The sequence below is a fragment of the Arthrobacter sp. K410C genome (assembly GCF_059090105.1).
Genome location: NZ_JBNHFJ010000003.1, coordinates 144,303 through 160,441, shown reverse-complemented (window position 1 = coordinate 160,441; position 16,139 = coordinate 144,303). Strand labels below are relative to the sequence as shown.

The following is a 16,139-nucleotide window of genomic DNA, read 5'->3' as shown; positions in this document are numbered from 1 at the left end:
TGCCTCCGGCGACCGTTGACCGTGTTCGCAGCTGGGCGTACCATGTGCGGCATCCATCGGATTCGAACCCATCGGGGGTTGTCATCATGACGAAATTCATGGACGTTCACCACAACATGGTCGGCATCACTGCCGAACAGCTCAGGGCTGCGCATGATGCGGACCTGGCAATCCAGGGTGAAGAAAGCGTCGATTTCCAGCAGGCATGGGCGGACCCTGAATCGGGCTTGGTCTACTGCCTGTCGGAGGCTCCGTCTGCCGAGGCGGTCCGGCGCATTCATGAGCGGACCGGCCATCCGGCGGACGAGATTCATCCCGTGCCGCTTGTGGTCTGATCCGCAGGAAGGGGGACAGCCCCGGGGCCGAAGGCCCGGGGCTGTCCCTTTGCCTTCTCTAGTGTTCTGACGCCTTCTCCGCAGACTCGATCTTGACTTCCTTGCCGTCGCAGTCGATGAGCTTGCCGCCCTCGAACCGGTCGCCGTCCATCAGGCACTTGATGTCCTGTTCCTGGACTACCCGCTCGGTGCCGGCCACGAACACGGACTGGTTCTCCGAGTTGCCGGCCTTCAGGTGGTTGAATAGCAGGTTCAGCAGGATGGCCATGACGGCGGCGGAGCTGATGCCGGAGTGGAAGATGGTGCCGAACCAGGACGGGAACTGGTCGTAGAACGCGGGGGCGGCGATGGGAATCATGCCGAACCCGATTGAGGCGGCCACGATGATCAGGTTCATGTTGTTCTTGTACTCCACCTTGGCCAGGGTGCGGATGCCACTGGCTGCCACGGTTCCGAAGAGTACGACGCCGGCGCCGCCCAGGACGGGGGTGGGCACCGCTGCGACCACCCGGCCGAGGACGGGCAGCAGGCCGAGGATCACCAGGATCAGGCCGCCGGCGCTGACCACGAAGCGGCTCTTCACCCCGGTGATGGCCACCAGGCCGACGTTCTGGGCGAAGGCGCTCTGGGTGAAGGAGTTGAACAGCGGGGAGATGGCGCTGGAGAGCATGTCAGCGCGGAGGCCGTCGCCGATCCGTTTGGAGTCCACCTTGGTGCCCACGATCTCGCCCACGGCGATGATGTCAGCGGACGTTTCGGTCAGGGTGACCAGGATGACGATCAGCATGGAGATGATGGCCGCAATTTCGAAGACCGGCGGGCCGAAGGCGAAAGGGGTGGGGAAGGCGACGATCTCGCCCTGGCCCACCTTGGAGAAGTCGGCCATGCCGAAGGCGAAGGCGATGGCGGTGCCCAGGACCATGGCGAGCAGGATGGAGAGCCGGGAGATCGCGGCGCTGCCCACCTTGCTCAGGAGCAGGACGATTGCCATGGTGGCTGCCGCGAGGCCGATGTTGGCCATGCTGCCGTAGTTGGGGGCCTTGCTGTTGCCGCCCATGGCCCAGTTGGCGGCCACCGGCATCAGCGTGAGGCCGATGGTGGTGATGACCGTACCCGTGACCACCGGCGGGAAGAACCGGATGATCTTCGAGAACAGCGGAGTGATCAGCAAGCCGATCAGCGACGCGGCTATGACCGATCCGAACACCGCCTGGATCCCGCCGCCCCCGTGCACGATGGCCACCATGGTGGACACCCCCGCGAAGGACACGCCCTGGACCAGCGGCAGCTGCGAGCCGAAGAACGGAACGCCGACGGTCTGCAGAATGGTGGCGAGTCCGCCGACGAACAGGCAGGCCGCAATCAGCAGCCCGATGTCCTGCGAACTCATCCCGGCCGCCGCGCCAATGATCAGGGGAGGGGCGATGATGCCGCCGTACATGGTGAGGACGTGCTGGAAGCCGTAGGCGAAGGTGCTTCCGATCGACAGCCGCTGGTCCTCCGGCCGGGCCTGCTGGGCCCCTTTACCGGCGGCCGCAGCGGCCAGTTTCTTCTTGGTGTTCATGGCAGACTTTCTGGGTTCATGGCAGACGTCATCGTCTGGCTAACTGTGTCTGGCTAACGGGTGTAAATCTGTGGGTCCGGAGTTTTTGTCCACTTATGGGGACTTCAGAGGTACTGAAGTCGACTTATCTGGACAAAAACTCCGGACGGGGTGGGGTGATGCAGGCGGTCTAGCAGAAGCCGGCGATGCCGGACCAGGCGGCCGGGGCCGGGGCGGCATCCTCGCGCTGGACGGTGGCCTCGATCAGGCCGTAAGGACGGTCGGCGGCGTAGAAGACCTCGTTCGGGTTGTCCAGGCCGAACGGGGTGAGGTCCACCAGGAAGTGGTGCTTGTTGGGCATGGAGAACTTGATCTCGTCGATCTCGGTGTGGGCCTCCAGGACCTTCTGGCCCATGTCGAACAGGGTCTGCTGCAGGGCGTGGGAGTACTTCTCGGTGAAGCCTTCGAGCAGGAGTCCCTTGACGTCGTCGTAGCTCTTGTTGAAGTCAAGGTTGCTGAAGTCGGTTCCGGTCTTGAAGCGCCAGCGGGCGGAGACGTCCGTGGCCAGGATGCGGTCCGTGGTTTCCGGCAGGGTGGTGTAGCGGTCCCGCGGGTAGCCGACGAAGCCGGACTGGGTGGACTTCAGGACGGTCAGGTCCTTGAGCCCGGAGACCAGGTGCGTTGTGGCGCCGTCGCGGACCAGGACGGCGGTCCGGACTTCCTGGCCGTTGCGGACGAACGAGTGGTCGTGTTCGCTGCCGTGGGCCTGGATACGGTTCCACGCGTAGGACTCGGCTTCCCACCGGCCGCCGGTCACCCAGTCGAAGCTGGACGTGAAGTGCTCGCCGAGGCGCAGCAGGAAGGCCTCGGGGGAGCCGACGCCGTCACGGGCGAAGGCGTAGATGGTGTTCTTCTGGGTGTCCGTGGCAACCACGTGGGCGTTGTCGCCCTCCAGGTGTGCCGCGGTGAAGTCGCCGCGCAGCTGCGAGGTGACGTTCAGGTCCTCGATCTCGTGGCGGTTGGTGTCGCGGGTGATCTTGACGACGCGGACTTCGGCCTTGCCGTACTGGTTTTCGCCGAGGATGATCTTGCTGCTCATGGTCATTTCCCAATCTCCGGTAAGTGGAACCAAGGTTCCATCACTGAAATTAAGCGCGCGTTTCTGGCGCGTTTCCGGTGGAGCCGACCCAACAAAAAAGAGCCGGCATCCATTGATGCCAGCTCATTACGACCCTGCCTGCTGCTCCCAGGTTACGTGACGTGCGCCACGAGTTGCCTTCCAGCGTACCCCCGCAATCCGGTGGTGTACATCACAAGGCCAAAATTCGTTTTGTGACCGGGCTGGCCTCGGCGCTGCACCAGAAGCTATTGACGGTTTCGCCCCGGCGCGCCTAATCTTTCATATAGCAAGATTTATTTTCCGCCATACGAAAAGCAGCTTGAGGAGGGCCAGATGTACCAGCAGGACGCGACGCCGGCACCAGCACCGGCGGCCGCCCAGACAGCGTCGGAGTTCTACCTCCCGCTTGGCGGCGGAACGGATCCCGATTTCTACGTGCCCGAGGACCGGGTCCACGAACGCGGCCGCTTCTCGCGCTGGATCCACGCGCTGCCGGGATTCAACCGCCGCTGACGCCGTCAGGACGGCGGACGTCCCGGCCACTCCTTTCCGGCCCAGGGGTCGTAATCTGCAATGAGCTCCTCCTGGGGCGGCCGCTCCGCCTCGGGAACGTGCTGCAGGTTCACCCGCACCCGGTACCAGAGCGAGCTTGAGCCGCGCATCCCGTCCACCAGCACGTCGGCCGGGGCGAGTGAAGGAACGACGGCGGCGTGCCGGGTTTTCCACTCGTCCAGCGCAGCCAGGGCCTCCGGCTTCGTCCGGGTCCGGGCCACTTCGATCAGCGGCATCGTGGACTGCCGGCGGCCCGAGCCGTTGGCTCCCCGCGGTGCCTTCTCGGCCGGACCCAGCTCCTTGGCGAGGGCCAGCAGCCCGTCAAGGGAACCGGCGGCGTCGTCGATGCCCGCGTGCGGGTCGCCGACGTCCGCAAACCGCTCCAGAACCGTGGGAACCGTCAACCGCTCCGGCCTGGCAGTGCGGACCTCTTCCCACAACAGCGGCGTTGATACCCGCGCGTCAGGTAATGCCCGGACCGAGTACGCGGAGGCCACCGTCCGGTCCTTGGCGTTCTGGTTGAAGTCGACGAACACGCTCTCGCCGCGTTCCTCCTTCCACCACCGTGCCGTGGCCAGGCCGGGCGCGCGGTTCTCCACTTCCCGGGCCAGGGTTTCGGCGGCGAGCCGCACATCCCGGTAGGACCACTGCGGCGCGATCCGCACCAGGATGTGCAGCCCCCGGGAACCGCTGGTCTTCGGCCATCCAACCAGCCCCACGTCGTCGAGGACCTCCTGCGCGACGTAGGCGACGTCCACGATCTGCGACCACTCCACGCCCGGCATGGGGTCGAGGTCCACCCGCAGTTCGTCGGGGTGCTCCAGGTCCTCTGCACGCACCGGATGCGGGTTGAGGTCCAGGCAGCCCAGGTTGATGACCCAGGCCAGGCCTGCCGCGTTCCGGATCACCGCCTCCTCGGCCGACGTCCCCGACGCGTAATGCAGCGTGGTGGTGTCTATATAAGGAGGGTGGTTTTCCGGTACGCGCTTCTGGAAGAAGGGTTCCTCGCCGATGCCCTTGGGAAACCGCTTGAGCACCATCGGCCGGCCGCCCGCCCCGCGCAGCGCACCGTCGGCAACTGCCATGTAGTACCGCACCAGGTCCAGCTTGGTCAGGCCGGGCTGCGGGAACACCACCTTGTCCGGGCTGGAGATGCGGACCTCTTCACCATCGATGTCCAGGATCTCGGCCGGCGTCTTTGACGGAGTCATGCGGCCACGCTAGCAACGATGTGATCCCGCGGCATAGGCCCGCTTCGACGGTTCACTGCCGGGACGACGTCACCGGACATCGTGTGCGCAGGGAACCGTCGAAACGGCGGAACACGCCCTAGCCGTTCACCAGACGGCGGGCGGCAGCCGAATGCTCGGCGATGAGCCCGGCGACGTCCAGGCCCGGGATCTGCCCCTCCACCACGCGCCACTGCCCGCCCACCATCACCCGGTCGGCCCGGTCCGCCGCACAGAGCAGCAGGGCGGCGAGGGGATCGTGGCTGCCGGAGAAGCGGAGGTCGTCCAGTGTGAACAGTGCAAGGTCCGCCTGCATGCCGGGAGCCAGCTGGCCCAGCCCGCTCCGCCCGAGGACGGCGGCCGAGCCGCGCGTCGCCCAGCCCAGTGCCCGCTCTACCGGGACATCCGCGCCATACCGCAGCCGCTGGAGATACAGCGCCTGCCGGGCTTCCAGAATCATGTTCGAGGCATCGTTCGACGCCGAGCCGTCCACGCCCAGCCCCACCGGGACTCCCGCGTCCTCAAGTTCCAGGACCCGGGCCGTGCCCGAGGCCAGGCGCATATTGGAGGTGGGGCAGTGCGCGACGGCGGTCCCGGCTGCCCCGAGCCGGCTGATCTCGGTGTCGCTGAAGTGGATGCCGTGGCCCAGCCAGGTGCGGTCCGTCAGCCAGCCGACGCTGTCCAGGTAGTCGATGGTCCGAAGCCCGAACATCTCCCGGCAGAAGTCCTCCTCGTCGAGGGTTTCGGCCAGGTGGGTGTGCAGCCGGACGTCCAGGCGCTCCGCGAGGGCTGCGCTTTCGGCCATGATTTCCTTGGTCACCGAGAATGGCGAACAGGGGGCCAGGGCGATCTGGATCACCGCGTCCTCCCCCCGCTCGTGATACGCGGAGACCAGTCGCTCGCTGTCTTCCAGCACCACCTCCGGAGCCTGCACCGTTGACTGCGGCGGCAGGCCGCCGTCGTCCGTCCCCAGGGTCATGGAGCCGCGGGTGAGCGTGGCGCGCATGCCCAGCCGGCGGACCGCCGCAACCTCGATATCAATGGCTTCCTCCAGCCCGGCGGGAAAGAGGTAGTGGTGGTCGGCGGCGGTGGTGCAGCCGGAGAGCAGCAGCTCGGCCAAGGCCACGGTGGCGGCCAGCTCCAGGTCTTTGGGGGTCAGCCGCGCCCAGACCGGGTACAGGTTCTGCAGCCAGGGGAAGAGCGGGGCGTTGGCCACCGGCCCCCAGGCGCGGGTGAGGGTCTGGTAGAAGTGGTGGTGCGTGTTGATCAGCCCCGGCAGCAGGACGTGCCGGCGGGCGTCGAACGTTTCGTGGACGGGTACCGCCGGCTGCTGCCCCGCAGCCAGGACTTCCTCGATCACGCCGCCGCTGACCACGATCCCCCCCGAGGCGTCGAGGCTGTTTGCGGTGAAGGCGGCCTGCGGATCCTTGATCCAGAGGCGGGAGCTGGTGGCAGGGGAGGAGTTCATGGGGCTGTCCCTATCTGAGCGCAGTTGCAGTAAATCCAGCTCAGTGAAGCCCTGTCTGCTGATCCAGGGCCGCGGCTCCGGTGCGGGGCGCGGGTGGCTTCAGCGTAGGGAGCCGGCAGGGTTCCGTCAACGCGCGGATTGTGACTGCCCTCCGTTTTCTGCGCCAGTGAAGGCGTGGAAACACAGATTTCACATTGCGGAATAAAGTTTTCAGAAAACTATGGCGCGGACCACAATCCGGTGCTAATCTCGATTTTGCCAAAGGCGGGCACCCGGTTCCGGGGAAGCTATCTACCAGGCGCAACTTAACCTTCACAGCACATGCTGAAGCCTGGTAACCGTCGCACCTGGTTCTACTGGTACTGCAAGCGGCACCGGGCTTCCCGGCAAAAGGAAGTCGCATCATGAGTACCACCGTCACGGCCGAGCAGTTCCTGGCCAGATCCATCCGGCTGGCAACGGCCAACGTCCTCAACAGCGGCGGGCCCTTCGGCGCCATGATCGTCACCGCGGACGGCAAAACGTTCGACGGCGTCAACCGCGTCACCGCGGACAACGATCCCACGGCCCACGCCGAAGTCACGGCAATCCGCACCGCCTGCCGCGAGCTCGGCACCTTCGACCTCAGCGGCGCCGTCCTCTACACCAGCTGCGAGCCATGCCCCATGTGCCTCGCCTCGGCGCTCTGGGCCCGCGTGGAGCGGGTGGTGTACGCCGCAGACCGGCACGACGCCGCATCCGTCGGCTTCGACGACGCCGTCTTCTACGAATACTTCGATAACCAGGACAGGGATTCCCTGATGCCGGTCTCCAAGCTGGAACTGGGCGATCCCCAGGCGCCGGCGCCGCTGGAGCCGTTCAACACCTGGAACACGCTCGAAACCAGGATCGACTACTAGGCCCGGCGGCTCACCATGACCATCCTGGATTCCTCCCACGAGGAGCATTCGGCTCCAACACCCCGCACCCCCCGGCCGGCACCGCGTTCCCCCAAGCCGCCGGCGTCGAACTCCATCCTTGACCGCTTCTTCCAGATCACACAGCGCGGCTCAACACTGGCGCGCGAATTCCGAGGCGGCCTGGTCACCTTCTTCACCATGGCGTACATCGTCATCCTGAACCCCCTGATCCTGGGCGGCTTCAGCGCGGACAACGCCCCCACCGACGTTGCCGGCGGCTGGCTCTCCGCAGCGCAGGTCGGGGCGGTCACCGGCCTCACCGCCGGCGTCATGACCATCCTTTTCGGCCTGGTGGCAAACCTTCCCTTCGGCCTCGCCGCAGGACTGGGCATCAACTCGTTCCTTGCCGTCTCCGTGATCCAGGAAGTCACCTGGGCCGAGGCAATGGGCCTGGTGGTGATCAACGGCATCCTGATCGTGCTCTTCGGCGTTACAGGTGCCCGTACCGCCATCTTCCGGGCCGTCCCCAAGGAACTGAAGGCCGCCATCACCGTGGGCATCGGCCTGTTCATCGCCTTCATCGGCTTCGTGGATTCCGGTTTTGTCCGGGCCACCGCCGGCGGGCCGCCCGTGCAGCTGGGCGACGGCGGCTCCATCACCTCCGTGCCCACCCTCGTGTTCGTCGTCGGCCTGCTCAGCATGGGCATCCTGGTGGCGCGCAAGGTCCAGGGCGGGCTCCTCATCGGCATCGTGGGCACCACCGTGCTCGCCGCCGTCGTCGAAGCCATCTTCAAGATCGGCCCGGCCAGCGCCACCAACCCCGGCGGCTGGCACCTCAACACCCCCGTGCTCTCCGGGCAGCTGGTGTCCGCCCCGGACCTGGGCCTGGTGGGCCAGTTCGACCTCTTCGGCTCGTTCGCCCGGATCGGCGGACTCGCGGCCACCATGCTGGTGTTCACCCTGGTCTTCACCAACTTCTTCGACGCCATGGGCACCATGACCGGCCTCGCCAAGAGCGCAGGGGTAGCCCACAAGGACGGCACGTTCCCGCGGCTCAAGTCGGCCTTCATCGTGGAAGGCGTGGGCGCGGTGGCCGGCGGGGCAACCTCAGGTTCCTCCAACACCGTGTACATCGACTCCGCGGCCGGCATTGGCGAAGGCGCCCGCACCGGCCTGGCATCGGTGGTCACGGGCGTGCTGTTCCTCGGCTCGATGTTCCTCACCCCGCTTACCAGCGTCGTTCCGCTTGAGGTCGCCGCCGCGGCCCTGGTGGTGGTGGGCGCCATGATGATGGCGCAGATCCGCGAGATCAAGTTCAGCAAGTTCAGCGTGGCCCTGCCGGCGTTCCTCACAATCGTGACCATGCCGCTGAGCTACTCGATCGCCAACGGCATCGGCGTCGGCTTCGTCAGCTGGGCCATTATCGGCGCGGCATCAGGCAAGGCCAAGAAGATCCACCCGCTGATGTGGGTGGTCAGCGCAGGCTTCCTGGTGTACTTCGCCCGCGGCCCCATCAACGTCCTGATGGGCGCCTGATCCGCCGTTTTCCCGGCCGTTTGGGACATCCGCATCCGTCATACGGGTGCGGATGTCCCGGCCATCAGCTTTTCCGAACCAATTGCTTTCCGTACCACCCGACAGGAACGACAATGGACACCACCGCCGCGCGGAAGAAGGAGTGCCGCCATGCTTGACCTGATCCCTTCCCTGGGCGCCTGGCTGCCCCACCTCGCGCACCAGCCGTTCGCGGTGGCAACCATCCTCTCGGCTACCGGCTCTGTTCCGCGGCCCGTGGGCACCTCCATGATTGTCACCGAATCCGGAAACGTGCTGGGCAGCCTGTCCGGCGGCTGCGTCGAGGGCGCCGTGGTGGCGCTCGCCCAGGAGGCAATGGACGACGGCGGGACCCGCCGCCAAGCGTTCGGCTTCAGTGCCGCCGACGCCTTCGCCGCCGGGCTCACCTGCGGGGGGTGGCTGGACATCCATATCGAACCGGTGCCCGCGGGCAATGACGCCCCGCTGCGGACTGCCCTGCACCTGCTCGCGGACCGCGGCCCGGACGAACCCGTGGCCCTGGTGCGCCGGCTGGGCACCGGGGGAGGAGCCGCCGTCGTAATGTCAGATCCGGCCCGCGCCCAGGCACATGCCGGGCTCGCCAACCTGCTGCAGCCCGGCACCGCTCCGGATCCCGAATCCGTCCGCAAGATACAGGCCATCCTCCGCAGCGGCGGAACGGGCGTGGTCCCGCTGGCTGGCGCCGGCACCTGCCCGCCTGACAATTTTGCCCAGGACCTGCCCCGGGACGCGGCGATGGTCCTGGTGGAAGCACGCCTCGCCCCGCCGCGGATGCTGGTGTTCGGCGCCAACGACTTCGGTGCCGCCCTGGTCCCGGTCGCCAGGCTGCTCGGCTACCACGTGACCCTCGTGGACGCCCGACCTGCCTTTACCGCACAGCCGCGGTTCGCGGCGGCCGACGAAGTGGTAACGGACTGGCCGCACCGCTACCTGGCCGCGGAATCGGCGGCCGGGCGGCTGGACAGCCGCGCCGTGGTTGCCGTGCTGTCCCACGACGCCAAATTCGACCTTCCGCTGCTGGAAACGGCGCTGGCCCTGGACCTCGCCTACGTGGGCGCCATGGGCTCCCGCCGCAGCCACCTGCAGCGGGTGGACCACCTGCTTGCCGCCGGCGTCCGTCCCGAACGGATCGCCGAACTTCACTCGCCCATCGGACTGGACCTCGGCGCCGTCACGCCGGCGGAAGTGGCGGTGTCCATCACCGCCGAGCTTCTCGCCTCCCGCAACCGCGCCGCCCGCTGCATCCCGCTGCGGGACACCTCCGGTCCCATCCACCAGCAGCCCGCACCCGGGCAGCCGCACACCGCCACCCCACAGGAGACCGCATGGACATGAACACCATTGAGGCGGTGGTTCCCACCACCGACCCCGCAGAATGGCGCGACGGCGACGCCTGGCTGGCCGGCGGAACCGTCCTGTTCTCCTATGGCAGCCTCGCCTTCGGCCCCCGGCCGCTGCGCCGCCTCCTGGACCTCGGCAGCGCCGGCTGGACGCCCGTCACTGTTTCCGGCGACGGCATCGACCTCGCCGCGACATGCACCGTTGCCGAGCTGTACAAGCTCCCGGAGTCAGCCGAAGCCACGCGCCGCCCCTGGCCGGGGCTGGACCTGGTCCGGCCGTGCTGCGATTCGTTCGTGGCCTCCTTTAAGGTCTGGAACACCTCCACGGTGGGCGGCAACCTGTGCACCTCGCTTCCGGCCGGGCCCATGATCTCGCTCTGCGCCGGGCTGGACGGGGTGGCCACCATCCTGGGACCCGGCGGTGCCAGCCGCACCGTTCCGGTGGCGGACTTTGTCACCGGCGACACGAAGAACTGCCTGGCACCAGGTGAACTGCTCCGCAGCATCCACCTCCCGGCGTCGGCCCTTGCATCGCGGGTGGCGTTCCGCCGCCTCTCGCTGAGCAATCTGGGCAGGTCCGGGGTGCTCCTCATTGGACGGCTCGACGGCGGCACCTCCCTGGTCCTCACCGTCACCGCCGCAACAAAGCGGCCCGTGCAGCTGCGCTTCGACGCTCTCCCGGAACAGGACCAGCTGGCGGCGGCACTTGACGACGGGATACCGCAGGAGCTCTACCACGACGACATCCACGGACTGCCGGCCTGGCGCCGGGACATGACCTACCGGCTCGCCGAGGAAATCCGCGCCGAACTCGCCGCCCCGGAAGGGGCGGCCGGGCTCCAGGTCTCCGGTGACTTCTGGCCACCCCGGGCGCTTCCTCCGCGGTCCGGCCGCGACGCACTTTCGAAAGGGGCCTGAGCATGGCCATCGAGATCAACGGAACATCAGCGGATGCCGCACCCCGCCCGGGGCAGTGCCTCCGGACCTTCCTGCGCGAGCAGGGCGCGCTCGGCGTGAAGAAGGGCTGCGACGGCGGCGACTGCGGGGCGTGTACCGTCCACGTGGACGGCACCCCGGTGCACAGCTGCATCTACCCCGCCGTGCGGGCAGAAGGACACGCCGTCACCACCATCGAGGGCCTGGCCGCCACATCCGGCGCGGAGCTCCACCCGGTCCAGCAGCAGTTCATTGAGCGGCAGGGCTTCCAGTGCGGCTTCTGCACCGCGGGCATGGTGATGACCGCCGCCACGTTCGACGACGAACAACGGGACAACCTGCCCCGGAACCTCAAGGGCAACCTCTGCCGGTGCACCGGCTACCGGGCTATCGGTGACGCTATCTGCGGCCACGCCGGCCACCCCGATCCGCACGGCCCGGGCTCCGGCATCGCCGGGGAAAGCCAGCCCGATCCCGAGCCCGGACGGCTGGGCGACGACGTCCCGGCCCCCGCCAGCCGGGCCGTGGTCACCGGCACCGCCCGGTACACCCTGGATATCCCCGTGGACCAGCAGCAGGCCCTGCTGCACATGAAGATCCTGCGCTCGCCGCACGCGCATGCGCGGGTCATCTCCATCAACAAGGACGCGGCCCTGCAGGTACCGGGCGTCGTGGCAGTCCTCACCCACGAGGATGCCCCGGCCCAAGCGTTCTCCACCGCCCAGCACGAGCTGTTCACCGACGACCCGGACGATACCCGCGTGCTGGATGACGTGGTGCGGTTCACCGGGCAACGGGTGGCCGCCGTCGTCGCCGAATCCGTTGCTGCCGCCGAAGCGGGAGTGCGCGCCCTGCAGGTGGAATACCGGGAACTGCCCGCGGTCTTTACGCCGCAGGACGCCCTGGAGCCCGGCGCACCGCTGGTGCACGGCGACAAGGACGGCACAACTGCCCGCATCTCCCGGCCGGACCGCAACGTGGTGGCCGAACTCCACTCCGAACTGGGCAGCGTGGCGGACGGTTTCGCCGCCGCCGACTTCGTCCACGAGCAGACCTACCGCACCCAGCGCGTCCAGCACGTCGCCCTGGAAACGCACGCCGCCATCGCCTCCGTGGACGATGGCGGCCGGCTCCAGGTGCGCACGTCCAGCCAGGTCCCCTTCCTGGTCCGCCGGACACTGTGCCGGGTGTTCGGGCTGGAGGAGGACAAGGTCCACGTGGTGGCCGGCCGCGTTGGCGGCGGGTTCGGCGGCAAGCAGGAGGTGCTGGTGGAGGACCTGGTGGCGCTGGCAGCCCTGAAGCTGCAGCGTCCGGTCCAGCTGGAGCTGACCCGCACCGAGCAGTTCACCGCCACCACCACCCGCCACCCCTTCACCATCAAGCTCAAGGCCGGAGCCACCTCGTCCGGCGACCTGACCGCCCTGGAACTGGACGTCCTCACCAACACCGGCGCCTACGGCAACCACGGCCCCGGCGTGATGTTCCACGGGTGCGGCGAGTCCCTGGCCGTGTACAAGTGCGCCAACAAGAAAGTGGACGCGCACGCCATGTACACCAACACTGTGCCCGCCGGTGCGTTCCGCGGGTACGGGCTGAGCCAGATGATCTTCGCGATCGAATCCGCCATGGATGAACTGGCTGCGGGCATCGGGATGGACCCGCTGGAGTTCCGCCGCCGGAACATGGTCCGGGAGGGTGACCACATGCTGTCCACCCAGCCGGAACCGGAGGAGGACGTCCACTACGGCAGCTACGGCCTGGACCAGTGCCTCGACCTGGTCCGTGACGCGCTGGACCGGGGCCGCGAACGGTATCGGGCCGCTGGCCTGGACGAGCTGGGCCCGGACTGGCTGACCGGGGAAGGTGCGGCGCTGTCCATGATCGACACCGTCCCGCCGCGCGGCCACTTTGCCCACTCCAGGCTGAGGCTCCTGCCGGACGGGACCTACCAGGCCGACGTCGGAACCGCCGAGTTCGGAAACGGTACCACCACCGTCCACGCCCAGCTCGCCGCCACCGCCCTGTCCACCGAGGCCTCGCGGGTGGCGGTACGGCAGTCGGACACGGACCTGATCGAGCACGATACCGGTGCGTTCGGCTCGGCCGGCACCGTGGTGGCTGGGAAGGCCACCCTGGCGGCGGCCGAGGAACTGGCCGTCCGCATCCGGGCTTTCGCGGCCGGCATCCGGCAGACCCAGGCCGCCGCGTGCGTCCTTGACGGTGACGCCGTGGTGATCGACGGGACGCCCCTGGCCCTGGCGGAACTGGCGCAGGCGGCCGCGGAAGCCGGCGTCGAACTTGCTGCCGAGGGCCGCTGGGGCGGGACGCCGCGTTCCGTGGCGTTCAATGTCCACGGCTTCCGGGTTGCGGTGAACCGCGGGACCGGCGAGCTGAAGATCCTGCAGAGCGTGCAGGCGGCCGACGCCGGCGTGGTGGTCAACCCCCGCCAGTGCCGCGGCCAGATCGAGGGCGGCATTGCCCAGGCGATCGGCGCCGCCCTGTATGAGGAAGTGGTAGTGGACGACGCCGGCAAGGTCACCACGGACATCCTGCGGCAGTACCACATTCCCACCTTTGCGGACGTGCCGCGCAGCGAGGTGTACTTCGCCGAGACCAACGATTCCCTGGGGCCGCTGGGCGCGAAATCCATGAGCGAAAGTCCCTTCAACCCCGTGGCACCCGCCCTGGCCAACGCCATCCGCAACGCCACCGGCGTGCGGTTCGCGTCCCTGCCCATCGCCCGGGACCGGATCTACCTGGGGCTGAAGGAAGCGGGGCTGGTGCCTGCCGAGCGCGTGCTGTCCTGAGGCGACGCGAGGTCACAAAATACCCTCCGGCGCGACATCCTTGGACCGGATGTGGTCCCGCGTTGCATATAGTCGAGGGATGGAACAGCGGATTTTAGGCAAGACCGGGCGGAACGTGTCCGTCGTGGGGCTTGGTACGTGGCAGCTCGGCGCTGACTGGGGCAACGTGGACCCCGCCCAGGCGCAGGCCATCCTGGCGGCTTCTGTGGAAGCCGGCGTCACCATCTTCGACACCGCGGACGTCTACGGTGATGGACGCAGCGAACAGGCCATCGGGAAGTTCCTCGCGGACAACCCCGGGCTGGACATCACCGTGGCCACCAAGATGGGCCGCCGGGTGGACCAGGTTCCGGAAAACTACACCCTCGCGAACTTCCGCCAGTGGGTGGACCGCTCACGGACCAACCTCGGCACCGACACTTTGGACCTGGTCCAGCTGCACTGCCCGCCAACGCCCGTCTACAGCAACGCCGAGGTCTACGACGCGCTGGACACACTGAAGGCCGAGGGTGCCATCCGTGACTACGGCGTCAGTGTGGAACGGACGGACGAAGCACTCGAGGCGATCCGGCATGAAGGCACGGCCTCCGTCCAGATCATCCTGAACGCCTTCCGGCTCAAGCCGCTGGACGAGGTACTCCCCGCCGCGAAGGCCGCAAACGTGGGCATCATCGCCCGGGTGCCGCTGGCCTCCGGCCTGCTGTCCGGCAAGTACTCCAAGGAGACCTCGTTCGCCGCGGACGACCACCGGAACTACAACCGCAACGGCGAGTCCTTCGACGTCGGGGAAACATTCTCCGGCGTGGACTACGAGCTTGGGTTGAAGGCCGTGGCGGAATTCGAGCAGCTGGTGCCCGCGGGGGCCACCACGGCGCAGGCGGCCATCGCGTGGATCGCCGCGCAGGACGGCGTTACCACCGTGATCCCCGGCGCGCGGAACGTCGAGCAGGCGGCGGCGAACGCTGCTGCTGCGTCAGTGCCCATCAGCGAGGAGTTCGACGGCGGCGTCCGCTGGATCTATGACCACTACTTCCGCGAGGCCATCCACCCGCGCTGGTAGGGTCCGCTGCCTGATGAGTCCCGCTGCAGGCCTCGACAGGTTCGTTGCGGCCCTTGCTGCGGCGGAGCCCGGGCCTGCATGCACCAACTTTTTCGACCACTCGGTGCCCGCTAATGCAGTTCGCCGGGCGAACCTGCGGCTGTACCTTTCGGCAATGCTGGATTTCTCGCCGGACGTGCTTCTGGTGGGCGAAGCGCCCGGCTTCCGCGGCATGCGCATCACCGGGGTCCCGTTCACCAACCGGACCATGTTTGAAGGACCGGCCAACAGTTTTGGCCTTTTCGGCGCGGGCACGGGATACGTCCTGCCGCCTGACGCTGCGGGTGTCCCGGCCGAGCCGACAGCAACCGTGATGTGGCAGGTCCTGGCCGAGCTCGAGTTCCTGCCCTTGCTGTGGAGCGCCTTCCCCTGGCACCCGCACCGGCCCGGCCAGCCGCAGACCAACCGGACGCCACGGCCTGCGGAAACAGCCCTGGGGACGCCGTTCTGGCAGGCGCTGGCTGAGCTGTTCGCCATCCGCAGGCTCGTGGCCGTGGGCAATGTGGCGCACCGCAGCCTGCTTCAGGCCGGCCTGGACGTGCCCAAAATCCGGCACCCGTCCCACGGCGGCCGGACCGGCTTCAAGCAGGGACTGCAGGAACTGCTACTGGAGTAGGCTCAACTGGTCCGGGGTGTCCACGTCCCCGCCGGTGGACTGGTCGCTGCAATCCACCTCGTCCACCAGCTCAGGATGCGACTTTAGGAAGGTGCGCGCCCCGGCGTCGCCCGTCACCGTTGCGCTGACCGCCTTCCGCAGCGAGGCATCGATGAGCAGGGGATGGCCGCGGCGCAGCGCAGGCGGCAGGCCGGCGTCGGGCGCCTGCGGGGGGCGGTAGGCGGCGGCGGTGATCCGTCCGGGCCGGTGGGAGGCGAGGAGCCTGCCCACCGTTGTCCGGGTCAGGCCGGGCTGGTCCACGAGGGCGATGAGGAGATGGTCCTCGGGGTCCGCTTCCAGGTCGCCGAGCAGGAACGAACTGCCCATGCCCGTGCGCCAGTCCTGGTTGACGATGACCCGGTAGCGGTCCAGGTCGGCCTTGGCTGCGACGTCCGGTGCGCCCGCTCCAAGGACCACCACCACGTCGCGGCAGCCGCCGTCGAGCAGGGTTCCGGCGACCGCCTCTACCAGCGGCCGGCCGCGGTAGGCGAGCAATGCCTTGGGGCCCAGGCCCAGCCGGGTCCCGGCGCCGGCGGCCAGGACGACTCCGGTGGTGCGCATGTTCCCCATAGCTGCACCCT

At 68.0% G+C, this 16,139-nt stretch carries 14 protein-coding genes; 9 read left to right on the top strand and 5 right to left on the bottom strand.

Annotated elements, in window-relative coordinates:
* The first annotated feature begins 86 nt into the window (after positions 1 to 86).
* The gene (locus AC5RU7_RS07475; protein WP_494009469.1) at positions 87 to 335 is read left to right on the top strand and encodes an SCO4226 family nickel-binding protein; all 249 of its coding nucleotides are present in this window, start codon (positions 87 to 89) and stop codon (positions 333 to 335) included.
* Between the two features lie 58 nt (positions 336 to 393).
* On the opposite strand, the gene AC5RU7_RS07470 is transcribed toward AC5RU7_RS07475, so the two are convergent.
* On the bottom strand, positions 394 to 1,899 hold the full coding sequence (locus AC5RU7_RS07470; protein ID WP_494051736.1) for a nucleobase:cation symporter-2 family protein: 1,506 nt from the start codon (positions 1,897 to 1,899) through the stop codon (positions 394 to 396).
* Between the two features lie 169 nt (positions 1,900 to 2,068).
* Complete coding sequence (pucL, locus tag AC5RU7_RS07465) at positions 2,069 to 2,983, bottom strand: factor-independent urate hydroxylase (RefSeq protein WP_494009467.1); 915 nt, start codon at positions 2,981 to 2,983, stop codon at positions 2,069 to 2,071.
* A 348-nt stretch (positions 2,984 to 3,331) separates the two neighbouring features.
* Between pucL and AC5RU7_RS07460 the strand changes: the two genes are divergently transcribed.
* Entirely contained in the window at positions 3,332 to 3,511 is a 180-nt protein-coding gene (locus AC5RU7_RS07460; protein ID WP_494051735.1) for a hypothetical protein, read from the top strand.
* Between the two features lie 5 nt (positions 3,512 to 3,516).
* Here the strand turns inward: AC5RU7_RS07460 and ligD are convergent, their stop codons facing one another.
* Together ligD and AC5RU7_RS07450 are read right to left on the bottom strand one after the other, a co-directional pair.
* Complete coding sequence (gene ligD / locus AC5RU7_RS07455; protein ID WP_494051734.1) at positions 3,517 to 4,761, bottom strand: non-homologous end-joining DNA ligase; 1,245 nt, start codon at positions 4,759 to 4,761, stop codon at positions 3,517 to 3,519.
* A gap of 118 nt (positions 4,762 to 4,879) precedes the next feature.
* The gene (locus AC5RU7_RS07450; RefSeq protein ID WP_494051733.1) at positions 4,880 to 6,247 is read right to left on the bottom strand and encodes an 8-oxoguanine deaminase; all 1,368 of its coding nucleotides are present in this window, start codon (positions 6,245 to 6,247) and stop codon (positions 4,880 to 4,882) included.
* 404 nt (positions 6,248 to 6,651) lie between these two features.
* On the opposite strand from AC5RU7_RS07450, the gene AC5RU7_RS07445 reads away from it, so the two are divergent.
* From AC5RU7_RS07445 to AC5RU7_RS07415, 7 genes are all read left to right on the top strand, one after another.
* Positions 6,652 to 7,146: a nucleoside deaminase gene (locus AC5RU7_RS07445; RefSeq protein ID WP_459791214.1), complete on the top strand. Its 495-nt coding sequence runs from the start codon at positions 6,652 to 6,654 to the stop codon at positions 7,144 to 7,146.
* A gap of 15 nt (positions 7,147 to 7,161) precedes the next feature.
* Positions 7,162 to 8,682 (top strand): NCS2 family permease, encoded by a 1,521-nt coding sequence (locus AC5RU7_RS07440; protein WP_494051732.1) that lies wholly within the window; start codon positions 7,162 to 7,164, stop codon positions 8,680 to 8,682.
* Positions 8,683 to 8,832: 150 nt separating this feature from the next.
* Positions 8,833 to 10,056: an XdhC family protein gene (locus tag AC5RU7_RS07435; RefSeq protein WP_494051731.1), complete on the top strand. Its 1,224-nt coding sequence runs from the start codon at positions 8,833 to 8,835 to the stop codon at positions 10,054 to 10,056.
* Positions 10,047 to 10,979, top strand: coding sequence for an FAD binding domain-containing protein (locus AC5RU7_RS07430; protein ID WP_494051730.1), 933 nt, complete (start codon positions 10,047 to 10,049; stop codon positions 10,977 to 10,979). The genes AC5RU7_RS07435 and AC5RU7_RS07430 overlap by 10 nt, the downstream gene beginning before the upstream one ends.
* Positions 10,980 to 10,981: 2 nt before the next feature.
* Positions 10,982 to 13,804 (top strand): molybdopterin-dependent oxidoreductase, encoded by a 2,823-nt coding sequence (locus AC5RU7_RS07425; RefSeq protein WP_494051729.1) that lies wholly within the window; start codon positions 10,982 to 10,984, stop codon positions 13,802 to 13,804.
* Between the two features lie 79 nt (positions 13,805 to 13,883).
* Positions 13,884 to 14,864: an aldo/keto reductase gene (locus AC5RU7_RS07420; protein WP_494051728.1), complete on the top strand. Its 981-nt coding sequence runs from the start codon at positions 13,884 to 13,886 to the stop codon at positions 14,862 to 14,864.
* A gap of 13 nt (positions 14,865 to 14,877) precedes the next feature.
* On the top strand, positions 14,878 to 15,519 hold the full coding sequence (locus AC5RU7_RS07415; RefSeq protein WP_494009458.1) for a uracil-DNA glycosylase: 642 nt from the start codon (positions 14,878 to 14,880) through the stop codon (positions 15,517 to 15,519).
* Here AC5RU7_RS07415 and nboR read toward each other — a convergent pair.
* Complete coding sequence (gene nboR, locus AC5RU7_RS07410) at positions 15,508 to 16,128, bottom strand: nicotine blue oxidoreductase (RefSeq protein WP_494051727.1); 621 nt, start codon at positions 16,126 to 16,128, stop codon at positions 15,508 to 15,510. The two genes, AC5RU7_RS07415 and nboR, sit on opposite strands and share 12 nt — an antisense overlap.
* Between the last annotated feature and the right edge of the window lie 11 nt (positions 16,129 to 16,139).